We start from the raw sequence: 26876 nt of genomic DNA on the forward strand, positions 1-26876 counted from the left end.
CCAGCTTACCCGACTTCGCCGGTCAGCATTGCAAGCAGCTTGCGGATATCCCGCAGCGGCAGTACCAGGTCGGGGGCGCGCCTGCGGATCGCTTCGTTCGGCATCACGGCCACCTGCGCCTCGGCCGGTTCCTGCACCACCGTCAGGCCGCCGGCCTTGCCGATGGCGGCCAGGCCGGCGGCGCCGTCATGATTCGCGCCTGTCAGCAGCACGCCGCACAGGCCGCGGCCGTACACGTCCGCGGCGGACTCCATCGTCATGTCGATCGCCGGGCGGGCGAAATGCACCGGCGGCTCGAGGCTCAGCGAGAACACGCCCCCTTCCTCGATCGACAGGTGGTAGTCGGCCGGCGCGAAATACAGCGTGCCGGGCGCCAGCGCATCCTTGTCCGCCGCCTCTTCCACGCGCAGCTCCACGCGCTGGCGGAACACGTCCACCAGCTGGTTCTGGCGCCCGCGCATCACGTGTAGCACCACCACGATCGGCAGCGGATAGCTGCGCGGCAGCCCGGGCAGGATGTCGATCAGCGCGTTGACGCCGCCCGCCGATGCGCCGATCGCCACCGCACCAAAGCGGCGGCCGTGCAGCGCGAGATCGAGCGACGCCTGTGCCATCACAGCTTCCTGAACAGGCGCTCACGCTTGACGACCGGCTCGAAGCGGGGGCCATAGGCGGAAAAGTCGATGCTTTCCTTGCTGCCCAGGCCCAGGAAGCCGCGGTGGCACAGCGATTCGTGGAACAGCCCGAGCGCGCGCTCCTGCAGGCGCTTCTTGAAATAGATCATCACGTTCCGGCAGCTGATGAACTGCGTTTCCGCGAACACGGCATCGGTGGCCAGGCTGTGGTCGGCGAACGTGATGTTCTCGGCCAGCGAACGGTCGAACAGCGCCGCATCGTAGGCCGCCGTGTAGTAGTCCGCGAACGAGCGCCGCCCGCCCGCGGCCTGGTAGTTGGCCGTGTAGGCGCGCATGTTATCGAGCGGGAAAACGCCCTTCTTGGCCTTCTCCAGCGACTGCGGATTGATGTCGGTGGCGTAGATGATGCTGCGATCGAGCAGCCCCTCTTCCTTCAGCAGGATCGCCAGCGAATACACCTCCTCGCCGGTGCTGCAGCCGGCCACCCAGATCTTCAGCGAAGGATACGTGGACAGCACCGGCATCACGTGCTCGCGCAGCGCCGCGTAATAGGTCGGGTCGCGGAACATCTCCGTGACGGGAATGGTCAGGTACTGCAGCAGCTCGAAGAACGCGGCCGGCTCGTGCACGATGCGCGACTGCAGCTGCGAGATCGTCTCGCAGCCCATCTCGTGCATCGCATACACCACGCGGCGCTTCTGCGAGGCGCCCGTGTAGTCCCTGAAGTCGTAGCTGTACTTCAGGTAGATCGACTCCATCAACATGCGTAATTCGATGTCGGTGTCGCTGTGCAGTTGGCGGTGCTGCGTCATGAGACTGAGGTCCGTGCCGGTGATGTCGGGATTCGTCAAATCAGATCCGGTCCAGTGCCGGCATCCAGACCCGCAGCAGCGAGTACAGGCGCGACAGGTCGATCGGCTTGGCCAGGTAGTCGTTGGCGCCGGCGGCCAGGCACTGTTCCTGGTCGTCCTTCATCGCCTTGGCCGTGATGGCGATGATCGGCAGGCGCGTGAAGCGGGCGTCGGCGCGGATGCGGCGCGTCGCTTCCAGGCCATCCATGCCCGGCATCATCACGTCCATCAGCACCAGGTCGATCTCGGCCACCGTGTCGAGTTTTTCCAGCGCCTCGAAACCGTTGCGGCCGATCTCCACGATGGCGCCCTTCTGCTCCAGCGCGGAGGTCAGTGCGAAGATGTTGCGCACGTCGTCGTCCACCAGCAGGATGCGGCGGCCTTCGAACACGCGGTCGCGCGAGCGCACCGTCTTGAGCATCGTCTGGCGCTCGGTCGACAGCTCGGATTCCACCTTGTGCAGGAACAGCGTCACTTCGTCGAGCAGGCGCTCCGGCGAGCGGGCGCCCTTGATGATGATCGAGCGCGAGTACTTGTGCAGGTCCGCTTCCTCGGCGCGCGTCAGGTTGCGGCCCGTGTAGACGATCACCGGCGGGAACGAGGCGATGTCCTCGTGCGACATGCGCTGCAGCAGCTCGTTGCCCTGCATGTCCGGCAGCTTCAGGTCGATGATCATGCAGTCGAAGATGGTGGTCTTCAGCAGCGCCAGCGCCTCGCCGCCCGATTCCACCGCCTCGATCTCGATGTCCTTGTCGGAGATCAGCTGCACCACGCTGTCGCGCTGGCGCGCATCGTCTTCCACCAGCAGGATGCGCTTGATCTTCTGCGTGAACTTCTGCTCCAGGCGCTCGAACACGTCCAGCAGCTCGTCACGCGTGGTCGGTTTCAGCGCGAAGCCCACGGCGCCCATGTGCAGGGCCGCCTCGCCGGAATCGGAGGCCGACACCACGTGCACCGGGATGTGGCGGGTACGCGGGTTGTCCTTCAACATCTGCAGCACCGACAGGCCGGAGCGGTCCGGCAGGCGGATGTCCAGCAGGATCGCATTCGGCTGGTACTGCTCGGCCATCTGCAGGCCTTCCTCCGCGGCGAAGGCCACCAGGCAGCGGTAGTCCATCTCGTGCGCCAGGTCGTACAGAATGCGCGCGAACGCCGGTTCGTCCTCGATCACCAGCACGCTGCGCTCCGGCGGCGCGGATTTCTCGCGGTCGTCGTCGAACGCGCGCTTGGTCGGGGTGGCAGGTGCCTGCACCTCGATCTGCATGGACGGTGGCGCCGGGCGGGCTGGCTGTGGCGCCGGCGCGGCGGCCGGCAGCAGGGACGTCAGCGGCTCGTCGCCACGTGGCGCGGCGGCCCACTGCGCCGGCAGGGTCAGCGTGAACGTGCTGCCCTGGCCTTCGGCGCTCTTCAGGCGGATCGAGCCGCCCAGCAGCGTGGCCAGGTCGCGCGAGATCGACAGGCCCAGGCCCGTGCCGCCGTACTTGCGGCTGGTGGTGCCGTCGGCCTGCTGGAAGGCGCCGAACACCGTGTCGTGCTGGTCGGCGCGGATGCCGATGCCGGTGTCCGTCACGGCAAAGCACACTTCGCCGCTGCGGCCCGGCGTCACGCGCAGCGTCACGGCACCTTCGTCGGTGAATTTGAGCGCATTCGACAGCAGGTTCTTCAGGATCTGTTCGAGGCGCTGGCAATCCGTATAAATCGTTTCCGGCAGGCCCGGATCGAACGCCAGCGTGAACGCCAGGCCCTTCTGCTGGGCCAGCGGCTCGAAGGTGCGGCGCAGGCCTTCCACCACCTGCTGCAGGCGCAGTTCCTCCGGGTTCAGTTCCAGCTTGCCCGCTTCGACCTTGGAGATGTCGAGGATGTCGTTGATCAGGTTCAGCAGGTCGTTGCCGGCCGAGTAGATGGTCTGCGCGAAGCGCACCTGCTCCTCGTTCAGGTTGCCCTGCGAGTTATCCGACAGCAGCTTGGCCAGGATGAGGGAGCTGTTCAGCGGCGTGCGCAGCTCGTGCGACATATTGGCCAGGAACTGCGACTTGTACTGGCTGGCGCGTTCCAGGTCGAGCGCGCGCTCTTCCAGCATCGTCTGCGCCTCGTTCAGCGCGGTGTTCTTCTGGTCCAGCGCCTGCGCCTGCTCGCCCAGCTGCTCGTTGGTCTGCTCCAGTTCGGCCTTCTGGTTTTCCAGGCTGGCCTGCGATTCCTCCAGCACGCGGGACTGCTCTTCCAGTTCCTCGTTGGCGGTGCGCAGTTCTTCCTGCTGCACCTGCAGCTCTTCGTTGAGCTGCTGCGTTTCGACCAGCAGTTCCTGCATGCGCTGGCGTGCCAGCGTGGCCTCGATCGCCGTGCCCAGGTTGTCCGCCACCAGGTTCAGGAATTCCGTCTCGCGCTCGCCCACCGGGTGCAGGAAGCCCAGTTCGACGACGCCGTTGACCTTGCCGTCGTTCGTGACGGGCATGACCAGCACATGGGTCGGCGTGGTGCTGCCCAGCGCGGACGTCAGCTTCAGGTAATCCTTCGGCAGGTTCTCCAGCTGCACCAGGCGGCGGCTCTGCGCGGCCTGGCCGATCACGCCTTCGCCCTGCTGCACCACGCGGCCCCGTTCCTCGTCCTCGGCCGAGAAGCCCAGCGCGGCGGTGCGGCGCAGCGTGCCGTCCGTCTCGCGCACATAGATCGCCCCGACCACCACATCCAGGTAGCGTGCCAGGAAGTGCAGCAGCGCCGCCGACAGCGCGCCGGTGGACAGCTGGCCGATGCCCTGCTCCGCCAGCTGGCTCTGGCCGGAACGCATCCAGGCCTGGCGCTGGATGCGGTCGGCATGCGTGGCCTGCTCGCCCAGCGCGGCGTTGTAGGCCGCGGACAGGCGCATCAGCTCACTGCGGCCGAAGTAGGCCAGGATGCCGGAGAGGATCAGGCTGATGGTCAGGAAGCCGGCCACGGTGATGTAGGTGACGCTCTTGGCATCGGCCGAGCGTTCCATGCGCAGCCGCTCCTCCGTCGAGATGAACGACTGGAACAGCGTGCGCAGCTCGTCGAATTCGATCTTGCCCCGCTGCGCCCGCACGCTCGACAGGTAATCGCCGCCCGTGTTGCGCTGCTTGACCATGTCCAGCGCGGCCCGTTCCCATTGCGCGTGCTGGGCGCGGATATTGCGCAGGCGGTCGACCTGGGTGGGATTATCCTCCACCAGTTCGAACAGCGTGTTCAGCCCCGTCTCCATCTTCGGCTTGGCCAGCTTGTAGGGCGACAGGAACACTTCGTCTCCCGTCAGCAGGAAGCCGCGCACGCCCGTCTCCATGTCCACCGCCAGCTTGCGCAATTCCTGCGCATTGCCGATCACCCGTTCCGAGTGCTCGACCAGGGTGAGCGCATTGAGCAGGTACACGAACACCGCCACGAACACGCCGGCGCTGACGATGCCCGCGGCCAGCGGCAGGGTGATGTTGCGAAACAGGATGCGGCGGAAGGTCTGGTCGTCGATACGGTTCTGGGGCATGGCGGGTCGGGACGAAAATCGGGACGGAGGAAGCGGGGAGTTTATCCCATATGCAAGATTACTGTTCAGTTGGGCAATCGTGCGCGCGTCGTTATAATCGGCCCGATATCCACCGGCCGGACGACCATCATGCGCAAGCTGCTTTTCCTGACTCCCCTGCTGCTGGCGGGCTGCTACAACGATTCCGCCACCTTCTATGCCGACAGCAGCCAGGAACACACGCTGACCGTGCGGCGCCAGCAGGACTATTTCTGGAGCGACCAGGGCCGCTTCATCCTGATGGCCGCGCGCCAGCCGGACTGCCAGCGCCGCATCGACCTGGCCGAGCTGCCGCTGGAAGACACGCACATGGAACTGTTCAGCGACGGCGACAACCGCTGGAGCCTGCGCGCCGGCAGCCAGGTCTGGCACGTGGAAACGCAATCGTGCTCGCTGGTTTCCGCCGAGGGCCCCGCCACCGGCACCAAGGTCGGCGACTTCAACGCCGAGATCGACAAGATCACCTTCACGGAAGCGCCAGGGCAGTAGCCTGCCACGGCTGTGCTCGTGTCCACCATGGGGTCAACCCCAAAATCGGACACGAATTCGGCAGTTTCAATGCCGAGCTCGTGTCCGAAAACAGGGTTGACCCCAAGGTGGACACGAACTGGACAGTCGATCAGTCGCGCGCCAGGGCCAGGAACTCGGTGCGCAGCGCCAGGTTCGGCTGCAGCTCGCCCAGCATGGCGGACGTGATGGTCTCTTCGCCCGGCGTGCGGATGCCGCGGCTTTCCATGCACAGGTGGCGGCACTTGACGACGACACCGACCGCCTTCGGCTCCAGCACCTCCATCAGCGTGTTGGCGATCTGCACCGTCATGCGTTCCTGCACCTGCAGGCGCTTGGCGAAGCAGTCGACTAGGCGAGTCAGCTTCGACAGGCCGACGATCTTGCCCTTCGGCAGATAACCGATGGTGGCCTTGCCGAAGAACGGCGCCAGGTGATGCTCGCAGTGGCTGTAGACGGGAATGTTGCGCACGACGATCAGCTCGTTGTACTGTTCGGCGCCGTCCTCGAACGCCTTCAGCAGCGCGACCGGGTCCTGGTCATAGCCGGAGGTCCAGTGCTTCCAGGCCTTGGTCACGCGGTGCGGGGTTTCCGCCAGGCCGGGACGGTCCGGGTCCTCGCCCAGCGAGGTCAGGAAGCGTTTCCAGTCTTGTTCGGAAAAGGAGTCTTTGGACATATCGGGCTGCTTGAATAAATGAAGTATCCGCCAGTATACAGCCAATGCAGCCAACGACCCGTCCCTACCGGGGCCGGTGCGCAGCCAGCAAGGCGCTGGCGATCGACACGGCGTGCGGGATCTCCGGCCACGGATCGCCCGGCCCGAACCAGCGCGCATCGGCAATTTCGGCCGGGTCGGTGCGGATCTCGCCGGACAGGTAGTCCGCCGTGAACGCGATCATCAGCGAGTTCGGGAACGGCCATGACTGGCTGCTGAAATACTGCAGGTTGTGCACGCGCAGGCCCACTTCCTCGTACACCTCGCGGTGCACCGCCTCCTCCACCGATTCGCCCGCCTCCAGGAAGCCGGCCAGCGCCGTGTAGCGCGTGGTGGCGCCATTGGCGTGGCTGGCCAGCAGCACCTGGTCGCCCTTGCGGATCAGCACCATCATGGCCGGACAGATCTGCGGATAGGCCGTGAAGCCGCACTCCGGACACTTGTACGCCCGCTCGCCCTCGGCCCGCACCATGCGCGCCGCGCAGACGCCGCAGTAGCGATGGCTGCGCGCCCAGGCCGCGATCTGGCTGGCGCGGCCGGCCACGGCGATGAAGGCGTCATCCGCCACGCCGAACAGGCTGCGCAGTGGGTACCAGGCGTGGGTGGCGTCCGGCAGCGCGTCGTTGTCCGTCCATGCCGCCTGGCAGTAGCGGCCGCTCCACAAGCCGACCGGGTGCAGGCGGTCGGCGGCTATCGGCACGGGCGGCGTGCCGTCCGGCACCGCGAGTGCATCGGCACGCAGCAGCAGGCGGCCATTGTGGAAGAGAAAAGTCAGCGGTATTTCCGCGCCCGCCGGCACGGCCAGCAGCGGGATGAAGTCGTCGGGGGTCTTGAGCATGGGACGTTTTCCGGTCGGGCTGTCCATGGTAGCCGCTTTGCTACAAACGTGCCCGGCCCATGGTGGCGCCCAGCAACTTTTCCTTACTGGCGCCTCTTGCAACAAGGTATGATTACACTTCCCAAAAGCAGCAAGCCAAGATGCCGACTGGGCCTTTTGTATCCGCGCTCAGCCGATAAGGAAACCGATGACTCTGCCTCAAGTCAGTATCGTGATGCCGACCTACAAGCCTGCCCATTTCGAGCAGGCCCTGCGCTCGGCGATCGGTCAGACCTATCCGAACACGGAGATACTCGTCTCGGACAACTGTCCCACCGAACAGATCCGCGACATCTGCGCCCGCTTCCCCCAGGTCATCTACCAGCGCTGCAGCGTCATTCGCGCCGACAACGTGATTTCCGCCTTCTTTTCCGGCAAGGGACAGTTCGTCAAGCCGCTGTTCGACGACGACCTGCTGCACCCGTTCTGCATCGAGCGCATGGTGGCGTCGGCCACCAGCCGGCCGGACGTGGAACTGGTGTTCTCCGCGTCGCAGGTGATCGATGCGAACAATATGCGGGTCGAAACGCGCCGGCCGTTCGACGTGAGCGGCACGATGACGGGCCTGGAACTGCAGCGCAACATGACGCTGGGGATGCGCAACTTCGTCGGCGAGTTCTCCAGCATCTTGTTCCGCCGCGCCACGCTGTGGCGCATCGGTCCGCATCGCCTGTTCGAGATCGGCGGCCATGACTGCACCAACGGGCTGGCCGACGTGGCGGCCTACTTCAATCTCGCGGAACATGGCGTCGCCAGCTATATCGACGAGGAACTGAGCTACTTCCGGCGCGACCAGACGCTGGAATCGAATTCGAATCCCGCCTCGAATCCGAACCTGGGCTACTGCTTCTCCGACTACATCGACCTGCTGCCCGCGGCGCATGCCACCGGCAAGATCTCGACGGCGGAACTGCTGGCGACGGAAGCGCAAGTGACCGAGGTCCAGCTGTCGCTGCGCGGCATCTTCACGCAGATCGCCCCATCGTTCGAGCGCTACGGCGCCTACCTGCAAACGCTGAAGGACTGAGTATGGCAATGATGGAACACTGCCGCATCATCGACCTGCCGCGGCACAATGACCCGCGCGGCAACCTGTCGGTGGTGGAAGGCGGCATTCACGTACCGTTCGACCTCGAGCGCGTGTACTACCTGTACGACGTGCCGGGCGGCTCGGCCCGCGCGGGCCACGGCCACGTGGAACTGCAGCAGCTGATCATCGCGATGTCGGGCAGCTTCGACGTGATCGTCGACGACGGCTACGAACGCAAGAAATTCCACCTGAACCGCTCCTACTACGGCCTGTATATCCCGAAGCTGATGTGGCGCGAAGTGGAGAATTTCTCGTCCGGCGGCGTGTGCCTCGTGATGGCATCGACGAAGTTCGACAAGAGCGACTACTACTACGACTACGACGAATTCGCCGCGATGGTACAGCAGCGCGGCGGGAACGAAAGCCAATCATGAATGTGCCTTTCCTGGACCTGCAGGCGATCAATGCCAGCCAGGGAGCCGAACTGGAAGCGGCCTTCCGCCGCGTGCTGCAGTCGGGCTGGTACGTGCTGGGCAAGGAAGTCGAGCAGTTCGAGCAGCGCTTCGCGGCCTACTGTGGCAGCGCGCAGGCGATCGGCGTCGCCAACGGCCTGGATGCGCTGATGCTCGTGCTGCGTGCCTGGGGCATGCAGCCCGGCGACGAAGTCATCGTGCCGAGCAATACCTTCATCGCCACCTGGCTCGCCGTCAGCCAGTGCGGCGCCACGCCGGTGCCGGTGGAACCGGTGGAAGGCACGTACAACATCGACCCGGCCCGCATCGAAGCGGCCATCACGCCGCGCACCAGGGCCATCGTGGCCGTGCACCTGTATGGCCAGCCGGCCGACATGCCGGCCATCGTGGCCATCGCGCGGCGCCACAAGCTGAAGTTGCTGGAAGACGCGGCGCAGGCCCATGGCGCCACCTGCCATGGCAGGCGCACGGGCAGCCTGGCCGACGCGGCCGCGTTCAGCTTCTATCCCGGCAAGAACCTGGGCGCGCTGGGCGACGGCGGCGCCATCACGACGGACGATGCGGCGCTGGCGCAACTGCTGCGCACCTACCGCAACTACGGCTCGCAGAAGAAGTACCACAACCTGGTGCAGGGCTTCAATTCGCGCCTGGACGAACTGCAGGCCGCGCTCCTGAACGTGAAGCTGGACGCGCTGGACGACGGCAATGCGCAACGCCGTGCCATCGCCGCCCGCTACACCGAACGGCTGGCCGGCACTCCCGGCCTGACGCTGCCGGTGGTGCCGGCGTGGACGGAACCCGTATGGCACCTGTACGTGGTGCGCCATGCGCAGCGCGACACGCTGGCGGCACGGCTGGCGGAACGGGGCATCGGCACCATCGTGCACTATCCGATCGCGCCGCACCTGCAGGAGGCCTACGCGGCGCTGGACTACCGCGAGGGCTCGCTGCCGGTTGCGGAAGCGATCCACCGTGAAGTACTGAGCCTGCCGATCGGGCCGCACATGAGCATCGCACAGGCCGATGAAGTCGCCGCGGCCGTGCGCGCCATCGTGGCCGGGCTGGAAACGGCGTCATGAACGCCCCCCGCTTCCTGCGGCCCGGTGGCGTGCACGGCAACAAGCTCGTGTTCCGCGACGCCACGCCGGCCGATGCCGGGTTCATCCTCGGCCTGCGCACCGATGCGAGCAAGAACCGCTACCTGTCGGCCACCGCGCCGGACGTGGCGCAACAGACGGCATGGCTGGAACGCTATGCGAACGACCCCGAGCAGCTTTACTTCATCATCGAAAACACGGCCGGCAAGCCGGTCGGCACGGTGCGCCTGTACGACCGCCGCGGCGCCTCGTTCTGCTGGGGCTCGTGGATCAAGGCGGACGATGCACCCGCCGGTTTCGGCATCGAATCGGCGCTGATGGTGTACCACTACGCGCTGCACCTGGGTTTCACGGCCGCGCATTTCGACGTGCGGCGCGAAAACGCCGGCGTCATCAGCTTCCACCAGCGCTCCGGTGCGCGGATCGTCGACGAGAACGAGCTCGATTATTTCTTCGAAATCGGGCCGGACGAAATTCGCGCCATGCTGGACAAGTACCAGACGATACTGCCGCAAGGCGTACGGATCGCGTGAAGCCGGCCATGCCGCTCAAGCCTGCGTGCGGCCCGGCCGCCAGCACATTTGACCTACCCCTCGATCATCCGACCGGAATCCTATGAAAGCAGTCATCCTTGCCGGGGGCCTTGGCACCCGCCTCAGCGAAGAAACCACGGTCAAGCCGAAGCCGATGGTGGAGATCGGCGGCAAGCCGATCCTGTGGCACATCATGAAGCAGTACTCGGCCCACGGCATCAACGACTTCGTCATCTGCTGCGGCTACAAGGGCTACGTGATCAAGGAGTTCTTCGCCAACTACTTCCTGCACACGTCGGACGTCACGTTCGACATGGCCACCAATTCGATGGAGGTGCATGAGCGCTTCGCGGAACCGTGGAAGGTGACCCTGGTCGATACGGGCGACAGCAGCATGACGGGCGGACGCCTGAAACGGGTGCAGCGCTTCATCGAACACGAGGAAGCGTTCTGCTTCACGTATGGCGATGGCGTGTCGGACGTGGACATTGCCGCCTCGGTCGCGTTCCACCGCGAGCACGGCCTGCTCGGCACGATGACGGCGGTGCAGCCGCCGGGCCGCTTCGGCGCCGTCGAGATGGAGGGCGAACGCATCCTGCACTTCCGTGAAAAGCCGCAGGGCGACGGCAGCTGGATCAATGGCGGCTACTTCGTGCTGTCGCCGAAGGTGCTGCACTACATCGCGGAGGATGCCACGATCTGGGAAAAGGAACCGATGGAAAACCTGGCGCGCGACGGCCAGATTGCCGCCTGGCGGCATGCCGGTTTCTGGCAGCCGATGGACACGATGCGCGACAAGCTGCATCTCGAGGAGTTGTGGCAATCCGGGCAGGCGCCGTGGAAGGTCTGGACATGAATCCCGCATTCTGGGCCGGCAAGCGGGTCTTCCTGACCGGCCATACCGGCTTCAAGGGCAGCTGGCTGTCGCTGTGGCTGCAGGCGCTGGGCGCCGAGGTGACGGGCTTCGCGCTGGCGCCACCGAGCCGGCCCAGCCTGTTCGAAGCGGCCCGCGTGGCGGACGGCATGCGCTCGCTGCATGGCGACATCCGCGAAGCAGCGCCCCTGCAGGCGGCATTGCAGGCGGCCCGCCCGGACATCGTCCTCCACATGGCCGCGCAGGCGCTGGTACGCTACTCGTACGCGCACCCGGTGGAAACCTACGCCACCAACGTGATGGGACTGGTGCACCTGTTCGAGGCCGTGCGCGCCACGCCGGGCATCCGCGCCGTGGTCAACGTCACCAGCGACAAGTGCTATGACAACCGCGAGTGGCCCTGGGGCTACCGCGAGAACGAGCCGATGGGCGGCTACGACCCGTACAGCAACAGCAAGGGCTGCGCGGAGCTGGTCACCGGCGCCTACCGCTCCTCGTTCTTCAATCCGGCGCAACATGCGCAGCACGGCGTGGCGCTGGGTTCCGGCCGGGCCGGCAACGTGATCGGTGGCGGCGACTGGGCCGAGGACCGGCTGGTGCCGGACATGATGCGCGCCATTGCGCAGGGCACGCCGGTGCAGATCCGCAGCCCGCACGCGATCCGGCCATGGCAGCACGTGTTGGAACCGCTGTCGGGCTACCTGGCGCTGGCCGAGCACCTGTTCGAGCACGGCGCCGGGTTCGCCGAAGGCTTCAATTTCGGCCCGCACGATACCGATGCGCGTCCCGTGCAGTGGATCGTCGAACGGCTGTGCCAGCGCTGGGGCGAAGGCGCCGCCTGGCAGCTCGATGGTGCGCCGCAGCCGCACGAAGCCACCTACCTGAAGCTCGACTGCTCGAAGGCGCGTGCGCGCCTGGGCTGGCAGCCGCGCTGGGACCTGGGGCAAACGCTGGACCACATCGTGGCCTGGCACAAGGCGCATGCGGCCGGCGCCGACATGCGCGCCGTCACGCTGGCGCAGATCGCCACCTATCAAAACACCGCAAACACGTAAGGCAGAACAATGAGCGAAGCGAAAACCAAGGAACAACTGCGCGAACAGATCATCGGCCTGGTGGTCCAGTACGGTGCGCTGGCCAGCCAGCCGCGCCCCTTCGAGCCGGGCGTCACGCTGATCCCGCCGGCGGGCAAGGTGGTCGGCGCGCCGGAAATGGAACTGATGGTGGAAGCCTCGCTCGACGCGTGGCTGACCACCGGCCGCTTCAACGACCAGTTCGAAGCGAAGCTTGCCAGGCTGATCGGCGTGCAGCACCTGATCACCGTGAACTCCGGTTCCTCCGCCAACCTGGTGGCGTTCAACACGCTGACGTCGCCGCGGCTGGGCGCGCGCGCCATCCAGCCGGGCGACGAAGTGATCGGCGTGGCGGCGGGCTTCCCCACCACCGTCAACCCGATCATCCAGTTCGGCGCGATCCCCGTGTTCGTGGACGTGGAACTGGGCACCTACAACATCGACGTGACGCAGCTGGAAGCGGCCATCGGCCCGAAGACCAAGGCCATCATGCTGGCCCACACGCTGGGCAACCCGTACAACCTCGACGTGATCACGGCGCTGTGCCGCAAGTACAAGCTGTGGCTGATCGAGGACTGCTGCGACGCGCTGGGCTCGACCTACCGCGGCAAGATGGTGGGCACCTTCGGGGACATCGGCACGATGTCGTTCTATCCGGCCCACCACATCACGATGGGCGAAGGCGGCGCCGTGTTCACCAACAACCACGAGCTGAAGCAGATCGCCGAATCGTTCCGCGACTGGGGCCGCGACTGCTACTGCCCGCCGGGCAAGGACAATACCTGCGGCAAGCGCTTCTGCTGGAAGCTGGGCACGCTGCCGGAAGGCTACGACCACAAGTACACCTACAGCCACCTGGGCTACAACCTGAAGATCACCGACATGCAGGCCGCCTGCGGCCTGGCGCAGATCGACCGCGCCGAAGGCTTCATCCAGGCCCGCAAGGACAACTTCGCCTACCTGAAGGAACGCCTGCAGTCGTGCGCCGAATTCCTGATCCTGCCGGAAGCCACCGAAGGCTCGGACCCGTCCTGGTTCGGCTTCCCGATGACGCTGAAGCCGGAAGCGAACCTGACGCGCGTCGACCTGCTGACCTACCTGGACCAGCACAAGATCGGCACGCGCCTGCTGTTCGCCGGGAACCTGACGCGCCAGCCGTACATGATCGGCCGGAACTACCGCGTGTCCGGCGAGCTGACCAACACGGACCGCGTGATGAACGACACGTTCTGGATCGGCGTCTACCCGGGCCTGACGCGCGAGATGCTGGACTACGCCATCGACAAGATCGAAGCGTTCTTCGGCGTGAACTTCTGACCCATGCGCATCCTGCCCACCGCCCTTGCAGGCTGCCACCTGATCGTGCCGGACATCCGGCGCGACGAGCGCGGTTACTTCGTCAAGACGTTCCACGCGGAGATCTTCCGTGAGCATGGCCTGGCGACGGACTTTCGCGAAGAGTATTACTCGGCATCGCACCGGGGCGTGCTGCGCGGCCTGCATTTCCAGACGCCGCCGCATGAACACGCAAAGCTGGTGTACTGCGTGCGGGGCGCCGTGTTCGATGCCGCCGTGGACCTGCGCCAGGGCTCGCCCACGCAGGGGCAGCACCTGACCCAGGAGCTGAGCGAGGACAATGGCTGCATGCTGTACCTGGCCCCCGGCGTGGCGCACGGCTTCTGCGCGCTGACGGACGATGCGCTGATGGTGTACAAGGTCACCACCGTGTACGCGCCCGACAGCGACAGCGGCATCCTGTGGAATTCGGCCGGCATCGACTGGCCCGTCACGGCCCCGCAGCTGTCCGCGCGCGACCAGCAGTTCGCCACGCTGGCGCAGTTCGCGTCACCGTTCCGCTACCAGGCGCCGGCATGAGCGGGCCGACCGCACTGCTCACGGGCGCCACCGGCTTCATCGGCGCCGCCCTGACCCGGCGCCTGCTGGCCGATGGCTGGCAGGTGCACGTGGTGCTGCGGCCCGCCTCCAGCCGCGCCGCATTGCCTGCCGACGGGGCGCTGCATGTGCATGTGCACGACGGCAGTTCGGCCGGCCTGCGCGCCATCGTCGGTGCCGCGCGGCCGGATGTGGTATTCCACCTCGCCTCGCTGTTCCTGGCCCAGCACGGGCCGGACGACACCGAACGGCTGATCGAATCGAACGTGCTGTTCTCCACCCAGCTGGCGGAGGCGATGGTGGCCGCCGGCGCGCACCGGCTGCTCAACACGGGCACCTCTTGGCAGCATTACCAGGATGGCGACTACGATCCGGTCTGCCTGTATGCCGCCACGAAGCAGGCGTTCGAGGCCATCCTGCGCTACTACACCACCTGCACGCCGCTGCGCAGCGTCACGCTGAAGCTGTTCGATACCTACGGGCCCGGCGACCCGCGCCCGAAGCTGATGCACCTGCTGCAGAAGACGGCGCACTCCGGTGCCCACCTGGCCATGTCGCCGGGCGAGCAGCTGATCGATCTCGTGTACATCGACGACGTGGTCGATGCCTTCGTGGCGGCGGCCGGGCGCCTGCTGTCCGGCGCCGGCGCGGCCAGCGAGGCCTTCGGCGTCTCGAGCGGCCGGCCGCTGCCGCTACGCGAACTGGCGGCCACCTTCGCGCGCGTGTCCGGCCTGCCGCTCGATATCGAATGGGGCGGCCGTCCCTACCGGCCGCGCGAGGTGATGCAGCCGTGGACGCGCTACAGCACGCTGCCCGGCTGGCAGCCGCGCGTCACGCTGGAAGATGGCCTGGCGCGGCTGCTGGGCAGCACCTGAGCAAGCCGAGCGCCTGGCCCGCCAGGCGTCTGTGTCACCGGTACGCGCTCAGCGTGCCGGCGGGTCGAGCAGCAGGCCCGTGGCCTGCCGCACCAGGGCCTGGATCACTTCCGGGTCGAAGCCGTGTTCGCGCACTTCGGCCTGCCAGTTCGCCATCAGCGTGATGAACTGCGTCAGGCGCGCTGTCAGCAGCCCATGCACGTCGGCCCCCGCCAGCACGGCCGGGGTGTGCTGGTAAACATCGCACAGGAGGCGCAGATTCTCGATGGCGCCGCGGATCTGCGTGGCAGGCCGCCGCTGGTCCTGGTTGCCGTGGATGCGGAAGAAGCTCAGCGCTTCCGGCAGGTACACGCAATGCATGTGCGACAGGATCGAGAACCATGCCGACAGGTCGGTGATCACCTGGTACGACTGGCCATACAGTTCACCGAACGGTTCGCGCAGTGCGCTGCGGCGGAACAGCACCGTGGTCGGCTCGCCAATCACGTTCATGCCGCTCAACAGCACGTGCCGCGCCATGGCCGGGCCGCCGACGAGGTTCGGCGTGTCCATCAGCCGCGCCGTGCTGGCAGTCTGCTCGATGGGGTGGCCGTCGCCGTCGATCAGCTGGCGGAACGACGTCACGAAGCCCACTGTCGACTGGCCCAGCAGGCTGTCCATCATCCGCTCCAGTTTTTGCGGATGAAACAGGTCATCGTCCATCAGGAAGTTGAGGTACTCGCCGCGCGCATGCTGCAGGCAGCTGCGGAAGTTGTCCAGCACGCCGCAGCTGGGAATGCGCACATAGCGGATGCACGGATGGGCCGCCGCATAGGGTGCGAAGCGCTCTTCCGTCAGGCCGTCGTCGCTGTTGTCGCTGATGACGATCTCGATGTTGCGCCAGGTCTGGGCGAGCGCGCTTTGCAGCGCCAGTTCCGCGTAGTCCGGCCGGTTGTGCGTGGGGATCAGGATGCTGACCATCGGCACCACCACGTTGTCCGGTTCGCAGATCCGATCGGTCGGCGGCGGCGCCGCGGCAGCCTGGCTTGCCTGCACAGCGGCCAGCGCCGCCGCGCGCGCGCCGATCTCCGGCTGCTGCGGGAAGTGCTGCAGGCTGCGTGCATACATCTGCTGTGCGGGCTGGGCGCGGCCGAGGTCCTCGAGCAGCATGCCAAGGTGGTTCAGACCCGCCACGCAGGTGGCCAGGTCGGCCGCCGGATCGATCTTGCCCAGCATGACGCTCCACGTGTCCAGCGCTTCCTGCGTGTGCCCGCCGGCGCGCAGCAGCAGGCCCAGTTGCAGGTAGGCGGCCGCGAACGCCGGCTGCGCGGCGATGACGCGGCGGTATTCGTCCATTGCCTCGGCATCGGCGCCGCGGCCGGCAAGCAGCTGCGCCAGGTTGAACTGCACGGCATAGCGCAGCGGCGAATCGTGGGCGGCCAGCCAGTCCCGGTAGCGCCTCTCCGCCTCGTCCGCGCGGCCTGCGGCAACCAGTTCCTGCGCGGCATTGATCAGGGCGAAAACATCGTCCGCCGGCGAAGAAGTGGTCTCAGTGGTCATGGAAATCCAGGGCGCTGCCGGAATGGCGGATGCCAGATACTACCTGTGGATGATTCATCGCCGCAAGCCCGACAAACGTGGCGCCGACCTCGGGCAACGCGGTATCATTCCCGCATGACCGCTACCGTTCCCTCCACCGCCCTGAACGCCCGCATCGACGCCGCTTTCGAGTTAGCCGAACAGGGCAAGCTCCCGCTGGTCGAACTCTTCGAATGTTCCCAGCTGCTGGCGGAGGCCGGACAGCAGCTGCGCGCCGTCGCGCTGTTCCAGCTCTGGCTGGCGCGCTGCCATTCGTCGGTGGCGTACGCGGTGTGCTTCAACCTCGGTGTCATGCTGTCGGACCTGGGCGACAACGCGGGCGCCGAAGCGGCCTACCGCGATGCGATCGCCCGCAATCCCGGTTTCATCGAGGCGCGCCTGAACCTGGGCACCCTGCTCGAGCGGATGGGCCAGCCGGACGAGGCGCTGGCCACCTGGCAGGAAATCCTGGGCGAGGCAGCGGTGCCGGCCGCGCTGAACCAGCCGCTGCACCTGCAGACGCTGAACAACCTGGGCCGCCTGCTGGAAATCAGCAAGCGCTTCCCGGAAGCGCTGGACATGCTGGAGCGCAGCCTGCACGTCGACCCGAACCAGCGCAACGTGCTGACCCACTGGGTCCACCTGCGGCAGAAGCTGTGCCGCTGGCCCGTCTTCGACGGCATGCCGGAGATTGCGTTCGAGCGCAAGCTGGAGGCGACGGCCGCGCTGGCGATGCTGAGCGCCTCCGGCGATCCGGCCGACCACCTGGCCGCGGCGCGCCGCTTCATCGCGGAAAAGGTCGACAGCAACGTGCCGCACCTGGCGGCTGCCGAGGGCTATGCGCACGACCGCATCCGCATCGGCTACCTGTCCTCCGACTTCAATTCGCACGCGGTATCGATCCTCACGGCCGAACTGTACGAGCTGCACGACCGCAGCCGCGTCGAGGTGTATGGCTTCAGCTGGAGCCGCGAGGACAATTCACCGCTGCGTGCCCGCGTGGTGCGGGCGATGGACCACTACATCCATATCGGCCACCTGTCCGACCTGCAGGCCGCGGAGCTGATCCGCAGCCACGAGATCGACATCCTGGTCGACCTGCATGGCCTCACGCTCGGCGCGCGGCCGGCGATCCTGTGCCATCGCCCGGCTCCCGTGCAGGCCACCTGGCTGGGCCTGCCGGGGCCGACGGCGATTCCCGGCATCGATTACGTGATCGCCGATCCGTTCGTGCTGCCGCCGGCACTAGAACCCTACTTCACGGAGAAGCCGCTGCACATGCCCAGCTGCTTCCAGATCAACGACCGCCAGCGCGCCATCGCGGCGCGGCCGCAGCGGGCCACCGTCGGCCTGCCCGATGAGGCATTCGTGTTCTGCGCCTTCAACAACGCATTCAAGATCACGCCGGACGTGTACGGCGCGTGGATGCGGATCCTGCGGCAGGTGCCGGACAGCGTGCTGTGGCTCGTGTCCGACGCCGAGGAAACCCGCGCCAACCTGCTGCGCGAGGCACAGGCGCAGGGCGTGGCGCCGGAGCGCGTGCTGTTTGCCGGCCGTGCCGTGCCGGCCGAGTACCTGGCGCGCTACCAGCTCGCCGACCTGTTCCTGGATACCGCGCCGTTCAACGGCGGCACCACGGCCAGCGACGCGCTGTGGGCCGGCCTGCCGGTGCTGACCTGCAGCGGCCGCACGTTCTCGTCGCGCATGGCGGGCAGCCTGCTGCATGCCGTGGGGCTGCCGGAGCTGGTGACGTTCGACCTGGACGCGTACGAACGCCGCGCCGTCGAACTGGCCGTGGACCAGCCGCGCTTGGCGCAGTTGCGTGCGTGGCTGGCGGAGCACCGCGACAGCAGCGACCTGTTCGACACCCCCCGCTTCGTGCGGCAGCTGGAAGACGTGCTGGCCAGCGTCGTCAAGCGGCCGGCCGGCGTGCCCGTGGCGCCCGCCGCGCCGGCGCAGGCGGTGCCCACGCCGGACCCTGCCACGCCGGCCCAGCAGGCGATGCTGGACATGCTGCGCCCCGGCGCCGCGCGCGTCGTCGAAGTGGGCGGCGCAACGCTGGCACAGCACTGGCGCTATCGCCATCCCCGTTCCACTTACGTGGCCCTCGGTACAAACGCGGAAAGCGCCGCCGGCAGCCAGTGGTGCAGCGCGCTGGTGGCGCAGGACCCGGAACTGCCGGCCGGCGAACACCTGCCGGCGCTGGCGCCAGCGCAGTGCTGGGTGTTCCCGAACACGCTGGAAACGCTGCGCGACCCGTGGGCGCTGCTCAAGCGCATCGCGGCCGATGCGCAGGGCGGCGTGGAAATCGTCGCCTGCATCGGCAATGCGCAGTATTGGGAATTGCAGCTGCAGCTGGCGAAGGGCGAGCTGCGTTACGACGGCGACCTGATGCCGCGCGGGCAATTGCGCTGGTTCTCGCGCGCCACGCTGGTGGAACTGCTCAATGAATGCGGCTACAGGCTGCTGGACATCCGCGCCGCCATGCGCTCGGTGCCGGACCAGCCGACCCTGGCCGCGCTGGGCCAGCTGGCCGCGGCGGGCGGCGCCAATCCCGGCCTGGCCGGCGAGGATGCCACCGTGTTCCAGTACATCGTGCGCGCCCGCGCTGGCTGACGGGCCGGCCGGTCAGGTGGTCAGCACCTCGCCCCACTTGCGGGCGAGGATGTCGCGAAATTCCTGGTAGCGCCCCCAGCCGAAGCCCTGCTTGCTGACGGTGGCGCTGTGGTGCACCAGTTTTTGCGGCACGTAGCCGGGCTGGTACAGGTTGTCGCTCAGCTCCCCGGAGCCGGTCAGCAGCGTATAGATCTTCTTGCCCTGCAGGCGCGACACCTGGCAGCAGAAATCTTCCACATACAGGTGGTATTCGCCGAAGTTGGCGGTGTCGAAGCGGCAGGGCGTATCGGCGCGCACGACGAGAAAGCAGCAGTCGAGCGTGTCCACTTCGAACAGCGCACCCGGTTCCGACCAGCGGTAGAACCCCCTCGCATCGCGGCCGACGGCGCCCAGCGCGCCGAAGTCGGGCACCACGGCCATCGTGCTTTCGATCCGTGCCAGCAGGTCCGGCGGGAAGCTGATGTCCTGGTGGGCCAGGATCAGGTACTCGGTCTGGCAGCGCTCCAGCATGTCGTTGTAGTTGGCAGCGGGATAGTCCACGTCGCTGGTGGACAGCACGTCGAAATCGCCCTGCAGCGCGGCCAGGCTCGGGCCGAGGTAGCGCTCATGCGTCTGCTGCTTGTGGCTGATGTAGCCGATGCTGAATTTTTTCACGATGATGAAACCCCTAGAGCACGGCCGCGAACATCGGGTCCGGCCGCATGCCGCGCGTGACCCGGTCCAGCCGCTGCTGCGCCGCGGCCCGTTCGTCGGCAGTGAACGACGCGCCTTCCGGGCCGTCCAGCCAGGCCTGCAGCTGGTTGCGGGTCGACAGGGCCTTCAGCGCCTCGCGTTGCAGGACGTCGGCCGGATAGCCTTCGGCGGCGAGCAACTGGTACAGGCGAAGTTGCGTGTAGGCGAAGTCGAAGCTGCGGTACGTGAAGCGCTTCGTCACGGCCGCGGCATTGTCCTGCCGGTAGTAGAACGTGCCGCCGCTGAACACGACCTTGTTGGCATTGATGAACAGCAGCCGGGCCGAATACTCGTCCGAGTTGAGCCCGAATTCCTTGAAGCCGAAAAACTTGACCAGGCCGGCGCGCCACAGGGCATTGCCGGGAATCGACCAGTCGAGCGAATGTGCCGCGGCGTCGCGTCCGGACAGCTCCACATCGCGGTCGCCGCGCAGGCCGGACAGGACGCGGTCGAGCGCGGGGTCCGCCGGGTAGTGCAGCACCACGTCCGGCACCACGGCATCGGCCCCCGTGGCGACGGCGCGGGCATGCATGGCGGCGAGCCAGTCGGCGGAAAACAGATCGTCCTGCGACGAATACACGAAGTAGTCGCCGCGCACGTGGGGCAGCGCGAAGTTGAGCACGCGCGGCGCGGTGCCCAGGTTCGCCGGCGTGCGCAGCACGCGCACGCGCGGGTCGTTGCGGCCGTATTCTTCCAGCAGTGCGTGGCTGCCATCGGAAGAACCGTCATCGATGACCAGCACTTCCAGCTCGCGATGCGTCTGCGCCAGCACCGAGTCGAGCGTTTGCCCGATGTAGCGCGCGCCGTTGTAGACGGGGATCACGACGCTGACCAGGCCGGTGTGCGCGACGGGTGCCGGGCCCGGCTCCACCTTGCGCAGCACGGCGCACAGCTGTTCGCCGCGCCCGTCGTTGCGCCATTCCTGGCGCAGCACCTCGAAGGCGCCGCGGAACCCCGGGGTTTTCGTGGCCGCCCGGCCGAAATACAGGGGGAAGGTGTGCTCGTTGATCATGTTGACGATGGCGGGATCGGCCTGCATCGCGGGGCCCGGGCCCGGCACCAGCACGAAGAAATGGCCGCCCGGTTTCAGCACGCGCCACGCTTCGTTCATCAGTTCGACGAAGGCATTGCGCGGCGCCGGCAGGTGCACCAGGCGCGGCAGCCGCGCCAGCACGTCGAACCCGCTCAGGTAATCGAAGCTGCAGTCCGCATAGGGCAGCGCGTCACGCTGCAGGTCGGCCGCGGCAACGCCATCGGCCGGCCGCGCCACGGCGGCGGTGCCGCACACCTCCTCGGCATGGAAGGGATTCTGCGGCAGGCCGGTGCAGCCCAGGTCGAGGGTCCGTGTCGTCATGGCCGTCAGGGTTCGCGGATCGCTTCGTCGAGGGCCTTCGTCAGTGGCCACAGCAGGTAGGACATCACGGAGCGCCGGCCAACCACGATCTCGGCATTCAGTGTCATGCCCGGCAGCAGGCGGGCCTGCGCCATATTGCGCATCCGGACGGGGCCCAGCTCGATGCGGCCCACGTAATAGGCATCGCCCTGCCCCTGCGCCACCTGCTCGCGGCGGAAGGCGTCCTCGCTGATGTTGCGCACTTTCCCGTCCAGCATGCCGTGCTTCTGGAACGGGAACGCATCGAGCTTCACGTGCACCGGCGCGCCCAGCTTGAGCGTGCCCACGTCCTGCGACTCGACCTGCACTTCCGCTTCCATCTTCGCGCCGAGCGGCACCAGCACGAACATCTGCTCGGCCTCGCGGATTACCGAGCCGGTGGACATTTTGCTCACTTCGAGCACCACGCCATCGGCCGGTGCCGTGAGCGTCACCAGCTGGTGGCGCTTGTCGGCCTTGGCCAGCTGCTCGGCCAGGCTGTCGCGCTCGCGCGTGGCGGACAGCAGGTCCTCCATCGCCTTCTGGCGCCAGCTCTTGTCGAACGCCGCCATCTCGGCCTCGGTGGCGGCCAGCTCGCGCGCCATCTCGATATCCTTGTTGCGGCTCATGACCAGCGTGCGTTCCACTTCCAGCCGGCGGTCGCGCGCTTCCAGCAGCTGCAGCTTGGCGCCGAAGTTCTCGGCTACCAGGCGCTCCTGCATCGCCTCGATCTGCGACAGCGACTTCAGGCGCTCGGCCAGCACCTGCTGGTCCCGCTTGTTGGTGTCCACGCTGGCGCGCAGCCTGGCGATGTTTTCCGACATCTTGGCGCGCTGCGCCGTGAAATTGGCCCTGCGCTCGCTGGCGATCTGCGCCTGCAGCATTTCGTCGGCACTGCCCTGGCCGGTGCTGGCGCCCGGCTTGCCGGTCAGTTCGCCCTGCAGGCCCTGCGCCTGCGTTTCGAGGCTGCGCATGCGGTTGCGCAGCTGCGCTTCGTCGGCCTGCGTGAACGTGGGATCGAGCATCGCCAGCACCTCGCCCTTGCGCACCACCTGGCCGGGCCGCACGGTGACACGCTGCACGATCGAGGTCTCGAGCGGCTGCACGACGATGTTCGGGGTGCGGTTGACGAGGCGGCCGGGCGCGCTGACGATGACATCGACCTGCGACACGCTGGCCCAGACGATGAAGGCAAGCAGCGCACCGGCCAGGACGTGCAGCGTGAGGCGCAGGTAGCGCGGCAGCGGCATGCGTTCGATGGCATCGGCGTCCGGCAGGAAATCCGTCTCGGTCGCCTCGCCCTCGCTGCGCTTGCGGCCCCTCAGAGGTGGCTGGTTTGCTGGTTCCATAGATGCTGGTAGGTGTCGCTGCGGGTCAGCAGCTCTTCATGACGGCCGGCGTCGGCCAGGCGGCCGCGCTGCATCACGAGGATGGAATCGGCGTTGACCAGGGTGGACAGGCGGTGCGAGATCATCACCACGGTGCGGCCCACGGCAATGCGCGACAGGTTGCGGATGAAGATCGCTTCGCTTTCCGGATCGAGCGCGCTGGCCGCTTCGTCGAGGATCAGGATGCGCGGCTTGGCCAGCAGCGAGCGGGCGATCGACAGGCGCTGCTTCTGGCCGCCGGACAGGTTCGACGCGTTTTCTTCCAGCAGCGTGTCATAGCCCTGCGGCATGCGTTCGATGAATTCGTCCGCGCCCGCCGCGGCGGCCGCTTCGGCCATTTCCTCGAACGTGGCGTCGGGCTTGGTGACCATCAGGTTTTCGCGGATCGTGCCGCGGAACAGGAAATTCTCCTGCAGCACGACGCCGATCTGGCGCCGCAGGTGCGACAGCTCGATCTCGCGCGCATCGAAGCCGTCGAAGCGCACGATGCCTTCCTGCACCGCGTACAGCCCCTGGATGACCTTGGTCAGCGTGGTCTTGCCGGAACCGCTGCGCCCGACGATGCCCACCACGGTGCCGGGCTGGATCGTGAATGCGGTGCGGTCCAGTGCGAGGCTCTGCCCGCCCGGATAGCGGAAGCTCACGTCGTCGAACCGGATTTCGCCCTTCAGCACGGGGCGCAGGCCGCCGGCGCCGGCGCGCCCTTCCGGCGCCCGGTTCATCACCTCGCCCATCATCTTTACGGACAGCGCGGTTTCCTGGTATTCGTTGACGAGGCCCACCAGCGCGATCAGCGGCGACGTGACGCGCTGCGACAGCATCTGGAAGGCGATCAGCGCACCGACCGTCAGCGTCTGGTCGAACACGTCCTGTGCGCCGACGACGATCAGCACGATCGGCATCAGCTTGCCCAGGAAATCCGTCACGGCATTGCCGACGATGGAGATCTGGCCCACGCGGAAGTGCATCGTGATCGATTCGGCCGAGCGCTGGTCCCAGCTGCGGCGCTGGTTCGGTTCGATCGCCAGCGCCTTCACGGTGCGCATGCCGTGGATGGTCTCGACCAGCATCGCCTGGCGCTGGCCTTCGGCGCTGTACAGCGCGTTCAGGCGGCGCTGGAAGGTAGGCACCATCGCCATCACGATGCCGGCGATGAGCAGCGTGAACACCAGCACGATCAGCGTGAGCTTGAACGAGTAGCTGAACAGGATGGGCAGGAACACCACCAGCGAGATCAGGTCCAGGCCCGTGAAGAACAATCGGCCGGTCAGGAAGCTGCGGATCTTTTCCAGCTGCTGCATGTGGCGCGTGATGATGCCGGCCGTGGTGGTCTCGAAATAATCGATCGGCAGCGACAGCAGGTGGGCGAATGCGCGCCGGGTCAGGCGGATGTCGATCTTGTTCGATGCGGCCAGCGTCAGCGTCTGGCGCAGGAAGCCGAACAGGGCATCGAACACGAGCGCGATGGTGATGCCGGCCGCCAGCACCCACAGCGTGGTGATGCTCTGGTGCGTCAGCACCTTGTCGATGACCAGCTGGAAGAACATCGGCGAGGCGAGCGCAAGCAGCTGCATCGCCAGGGCCGCGATGAAGATGTCGCGGAAGGCCGCTTTCTGTTTCAGGAGCTCGGGGATGAACCAGCGCAGGCCGAAAGGCTGGTTGGGGTCGGTGAGCTTGTGCTGGCGCTTGACGAACAGCACGGTGCCGCTCCACTGCGCGGTGAACGCGGCCCGCTCCATCATCGTGATCTCGGCACCGCCAGCGCCGGGATTGAGCACGGCCACCTGCGCCGCCTCCCCTTCCCCGCGGGCGCCGACGACGATGACCATGTCGCCATTGTTCAGGCGGGCCAGCAGCGGATAGACGCCGCCCTGGTTCAGCAGACCCTGCCAGCCCAGCTTGCCGACCTTGGCCTTCAGGCCGATGTCATTGGCCATCCGCAACAGCAAGCCATCGTTGGGCTCCTCGGCACCCAGTGCGTATTCGTCGATCAGGCGGTCCGGGTTGATCTGGATGCCATGGTGCTGGGCGACGGCCGTGAGGCACTGCACTGTGGTGTGGGCAAATTTATCTTGCATTGCGAGGGTCTGGATTGGACATCAACACCGCCTTGTAGCGTGCTTGCACGACGGGGCATTCTACCGCAGTCATGCTGGGGCGAAAAACAATTTCCAGCAGTATCGCGGACAAAGAAAAACGGCAAGACCCGGAGGTCTTGCCGTTCAGTCAGCATACGGCGCGTACGCCGCAGGCCTTACTTGCCGGGTGCTGCCAGGATGCCGTGGCTGCCGGACGATTGCAGCGCTTTCAGCTTCAGCGCGTCGGTGTCCGACATCGCCGAGGCTGGCGACGCCGAGCCGGCATTGAACTGGCGCATGGCGTCGGCCAGCATGCCGGCGCTGGCGCCGAGCGTCTTGCCGCTGTCGACCACGTCCAGCTTGGCGGTCGTGACTGCCGTGCTGCCGGTCTCCGCGCCGAACGATGCCATCGCCTGCTTCATGCTGCTGACACCGCTCTGCAACGGCGAGGTCGCAAAGTAGACGTCACCGATGGTATGGCTGCTGCCATCGGCCGTCTGGTAGCTCGAGCTCGCACCGACGAAGTTGCCGTTGTTTGCCGTGCCATCCTTCTGTCCATCCAGGCCGATCGACACGATGCCGCGCTCGGTCAGGCTGGTCAGTTCACCATCCTGGCTGACGCCGTCACCGTTGGCATCCACCCACACGCGCAGGTCACCGAAGGCCTTGTCGCCGGCATCCAGGACGCCGTCACCGTTGGTGTCGAGTTCACGCATGGCTTCGTAGCCGTCGGTGGCCTTCTTGCCATTGGCCAGCGTGGTGCCTGCGCCAAACAGCTCGGTGCCATCGTTGATCTTGCCATCGCCGTTGCGGTCCAGGGCCAGCAGGCCGTCGTTGCCACCCACCCAGCCGGTGTTCACTTCGGTACCGTTGCCCAGCAGGTCGAACTTGACGCCGGCCGACTTGCTGATGGTGTCGATGCCGTTGTTGTCCAGGTCCAGCACCATCGGCGTGTAATACGGCAGCGCGTTGATCTGTGCCGTCGTGAAGGCCGAGGTCTGCGCGCTGGTCAGCGCGTGCAGCTGCGACGACGTCATGGCGTGGATCTGGTTCGTGGTCAGCGCCACGATCTGCTCCGTTGTCCACACCTTGAACTGCTGCGTGGTCAGCGCAGCGAACTGCGTCGTCGTCAGCGCGGCGGCCTGCTGCGTGGTCAGCGCGGCAATCACGTTGGTGCGCAGGGCACGCAGGTCGGACGTTTCCAGCGCCTGCACGATGTCGGTCGTGAGACCGGCGAACTGCGTCGAGGTCAGCGCACCTGCCTGGGCCGTGGTCAGTGCCACCATCTGGGCCGAGTTCAGGGCATCGATCTGCGCCGAGGTCAGGGCGGCGATCGAGCGGGTCTGCAGGGCGGCGACCACGCCGGTGCTCAGTGCCGCCAGCACGCCGGTGGACAGCGCCGTCAGCTGGTTCGACGTCAGGCCGGCGGCTTGTGCCGTGGACAGGCCGACGATCTGGGCCGACGTCAGGCCGCTGCTCAGCACCGTGGTGCTCAGTGCGCCAAGCTGGCCACTGGTCAACGCGCCGATCTGCGTCGAGGTCAGTGCCGCGACCTGGTTGGAGGTCAGGCCACCGAATGCACGGGTTGAGATCGAGCGCAGGTCGGCCGTTTCGATGGCGGCGACATTCGCGGTCGACAGGGCAGCCATCTGGCCGCTGGACAGGCCGGCTGCTTGCGAGGTGCTCAGTGCCGCGATCTGGGCGGTCGTCAGGCCGGAGACGAACAGTGCCGTACCCAGTGCGCCGATCTGGCCGCTGGACAGGGCGGCGATCTGCGTCGTCGTCAGTGCCGCCGCCTGGGCCGAGCTCAGGCCGGCGATGACGCTGGTCGACAGGGCTTTCACATCCGCCGTTTCCATCGCTTGCACGATGTCGGTCGTCAGGCCGGCGATTTGTGCCGAGTTCAGGGCACCGGCTTGTGCGGTGGTCAGGGCCACGACTTGCGCCGAGTTCAGGGCATCGATCTGCGCCGAGCTCAGGCCGGCCAGGGCACGGGTCTGCAGGGCGGCCAGGTCGGCCGTTGGCAGGGCTGCCAGCACGGCGGTCGACAGGGCACCAACCTGGGTGGACGTCAGGCCGGAGGCTTGCGACGTCGTCAGGCCGACGATCTGGGCCGAGGTCAGGCCATTGGCGATCACGGACGTGGTCAGCGCGCCGATCTGGCTGCTGGT

Annotated in this window: 22 protein-coding genes; 11 read left to right on the forward strand and 11 right to left on the reverse strand. The window is 66.9% G+C overall.

From position 1 onward, the window contains the following. Positions 1-5 precede the first annotated feature (5 nt). From IP91_RS25270 to IP91_RS25280, 3 genes are read right to left on the reverse strand one after another with little or no spacing between them, the layout of a single operon-like run. On the reverse strand, positions 6-614 hold the full coding sequence (locus IP91_RS25270; protein ID WP_145653264.1) for a chemotaxis protein CheB: 609 nt from the start codon (positions 612-614) through the stop codon (positions 6-8). Then, complete coding sequence (locus tag IP91_RS25275; protein ID WP_199754767.1) at positions 614-1447, reverse strand: CheR family methyltransferase; 834 nt, start codon at positions 1445-1447, stop codon at positions 614-616. Before IP91_RS25275 ends, IP91_RS25270 begins: the two co-directional genes overlap by 1 nt. Positions 1448-1487: 40 nt before the next feature. Next, positions 1488-4976, reverse strand: a complete 3489-nt coding sequence (locus IP91_RS25280; RefSeq protein ID WP_145653266.1) for a response regulator — start codon at positions 4974-4976, stop codon at positions 1488-1490. A gap of 129 nt (positions 4977-5105) precedes the next feature. Here IP91_RS25280 and IP91_RS25285 point away from each other — a divergent pair, with 129 nt between their 5' ends. Beyond that, on the forward strand, positions 5106-5504 hold the full coding sequence (locus IP91_RS25285) for a hypothetical protein (protein WP_145653268.1): 399 nt from the start codon (positions 5106-5108) through the stop codon (positions 5502-5504). 130 nt (positions 5505-5634) lie between these two features. On the opposite strand, the gene folE is transcribed toward IP91_RS25285, so the two are convergent. Both folE and nudC read right to left on the reverse strand, forming a co-directional pair. After that, entirely contained in the window at positions 5635-6198 is a 564-nt protein-coding gene (gene folE / locus IP91_RS25290) for a GTP cyclohydrolase I FolE (protein ID WP_145653269.1), read from the reverse strand. 64 nt (positions 6199-6262) lie between these two features. Then, positions 6263-7075 (reverse strand): NAD(+) diphosphatase, encoded by an 813-nt coding sequence (gene nudC, locus IP91_RS25295; protein ID WP_145653272.1) that lies wholly within the window; start codon positions 7073-7075, stop codon positions 6263-6265. 187 nt (positions 7076-7262) lie between these two features. Between nudC and IP91_RS25300 the strand changes: the two genes are divergently transcribed. From IP91_RS25300 to IP91_RS25340, 9 genes are all read left to right on the forward strand, one after another. After that, entirely contained in the window at positions 7263-8141 is an 879-nt protein-coding gene (locus IP91_RS25300; RefSeq protein ID WP_145653274.1) for a glycosyltransferase, read from the forward strand. Between the two features lie 8 nt (positions 8142-8149). Continuing rightward, on the forward strand, positions 8150-8578 hold the full coding sequence (locus IP91_RS25305) for a sugar 3,4-ketoisomerase (protein WP_371860651.1): 429 nt from the start codon (positions 8150-8152) through the stop codon (positions 8576-8578). Continuing rightward, a complete protein-coding gene (locus IP91_RS25310; RefSeq protein WP_145653278.1) occupies positions 8575-9696 on the forward strand; it encodes a DegT/DnrJ/EryC1/StrS family aminotransferase in 1122 nt (373 codons plus the stop codon). The genes IP91_RS25305 and IP91_RS25310 overlap by 4 nt, the downstream gene beginning before the upstream one ends. Continuing rightward, positions 9693-10247 carry a GNAT family N-acetyltransferase gene (locus tag IP91_RS25315; RefSeq protein WP_145653280.1) on the forward strand — a complete coding sequence of 185 codons (555 nt, stop codon included), beginning with the start codon at positions 9693-9695 and terminating at the stop codon, positions 10245-10247. The genes IP91_RS25310 and IP91_RS25315 overlap by 4 nt, the downstream gene beginning before the upstream one ends. Positions 10248-10329: 82 nt before the next feature. After that, complete coding sequence (gene rfbF, locus IP91_RS25320) at positions 10330-11103, forward strand: glucose-1-phosphate cytidylyltransferase (RefSeq protein ID WP_145653282.1); 774 nt, start codon at positions 10330-10332, stop codon at positions 11101-11103. Further along, entirely contained in the window at positions 11100-12176 is a 1077-nt protein-coding gene (gene rfbG, locus IP91_RS25325) for a CDP-glucose 4,6-dehydratase (protein WP_199754765.1), read from the forward strand. The genes rfbF and rfbG overlap by 4 nt, the downstream gene beginning before the upstream one ends. 9 nt (positions 12177-12185) lie before the next feature. After that, positions 12186-13511: a lipopolysaccharide biosynthesis protein RfbH gene (rfbH, locus tag IP91_RS25330; RefSeq protein WP_145653284.1), complete on the forward strand. Its 1326-nt coding sequence runs from the start codon at positions 12186-12188 to the stop codon at positions 13509-13511. Between the two features lie 3 nt (positions 13512-13514). Then, positions 13515-14069, forward strand: coding sequence for a dTDP-4-dehydrorhamnose 3,5-epimerase (rfbC, locus tag IP91_RS25335; protein WP_145653286.1), 555 nt, complete (start codon positions 13515-13517; stop codon positions 14067-14069). Then, positions 14066-14962 carry an NAD-dependent epimerase/dehydratase family protein gene (locus tag IP91_RS25340; protein WP_145653288.1) on the forward strand — a complete coding sequence of 299 codons (897 nt, stop codon included), beginning with the start codon at positions 14066-14068 and terminating at the stop codon, positions 14960-14962. Before rfbC ends, IP91_RS25340 begins: the two co-directional genes overlap by 4 nt. A 48-nt stretch (positions 14963-15010) precedes the next feature. Here IP91_RS25340 and IP91_RS25345 read toward each other — a convergent pair whose 3' ends face one another. Continuing rightward, positions 15011-16501 carry a glycosyltransferase gene (locus tag IP91_RS25345; protein WP_145653290.1) on the reverse strand — a complete coding sequence of 497 codons (1491 nt, stop codon included), beginning with the start codon at positions 16499-16501 and terminating at the stop codon, positions 15011-15013. A gap of 114 nt (positions 16502-16615) precedes the next feature. On the opposite strand from IP91_RS25345, the gene IP91_RS25350 reads away from it, so the two are divergent. Beyond that, positions 16616-19135, forward strand: a complete 2520-nt coding sequence (locus IP91_RS25350) for an O-linked N-acetylglucosamine transferase, SPINDLY family protein (protein ID WP_145653292.1) — start codon at positions 16616-16618, stop codon at positions 19133-19135. A 12-nt stretch (positions 19136-19147) separates the two neighbouring features. Here the strand turns inward: IP91_RS25350 and IP91_RS25355 are convergent, their stop codons facing one another. From IP91_RS25355 to IP91_RS26140, 5 genes are all read right to left on the reverse strand, one after another. Beyond that, positions 19148-19789, reverse strand: coding sequence for a hypothetical protein (locus IP91_RS25355; RefSeq protein ID WP_145653294.1), 642 nt, complete (start codon positions 19787-19789; stop codon positions 19148-19150). 13 nt (positions 19790-19802) lie between these two features. Then, on the reverse strand, positions 19803-21221 hold the full coding sequence (locus tag IP91_RS25360; RefSeq protein ID WP_145653296.1) for a glycosyltransferase: 1419 nt from the start codon (positions 21219-21221) through the stop codon (positions 19803-19805). 5 nt (positions 21222-21226) lie between these two features. Next, positions 21227-22588 carry an HlyD family type I secretion periplasmic adaptor subunit gene (locus IP91_RS25365; RefSeq protein WP_145653298.1) on the reverse strand — a complete coding sequence of 454 codons (1362 nt, stop codon included), beginning with the start codon at positions 22586-22588 and terminating at the stop codon, positions 21227-21229. Next, on the reverse strand, positions 22561-24705 hold the full coding sequence (locus tag IP91_RS25370; RefSeq protein ID WP_145653300.1) for a peptidase domain-containing ABC transporter: 2145 nt from the start codon (positions 24703-24705) through the stop codon (positions 22561-22563). The genes IP91_RS25365 and IP91_RS25370 overlap by 28 nt, the downstream gene beginning before the upstream one ends. 176 nt (positions 24706-24881) lie before the next feature. Then, positions 24882-26876, reverse strand: a 1995-nt coding sequence (locus IP91_RS26140) for an SPM autocatalytic domain-containing protein (protein ID WP_199754766.1), incomplete at its 5' end; no start/stop codon positions are given.

It is taken from the genome of Pseudoduganella lurida, assembly GCF_007830455.1.
Classification (GTDB): domain Bacteria; phylum Pseudomonadota; class Gammaproteobacteria; order Burkholderiales; family Burkholderiaceae_D; genus Rugamonas; species Rugamonas lurida.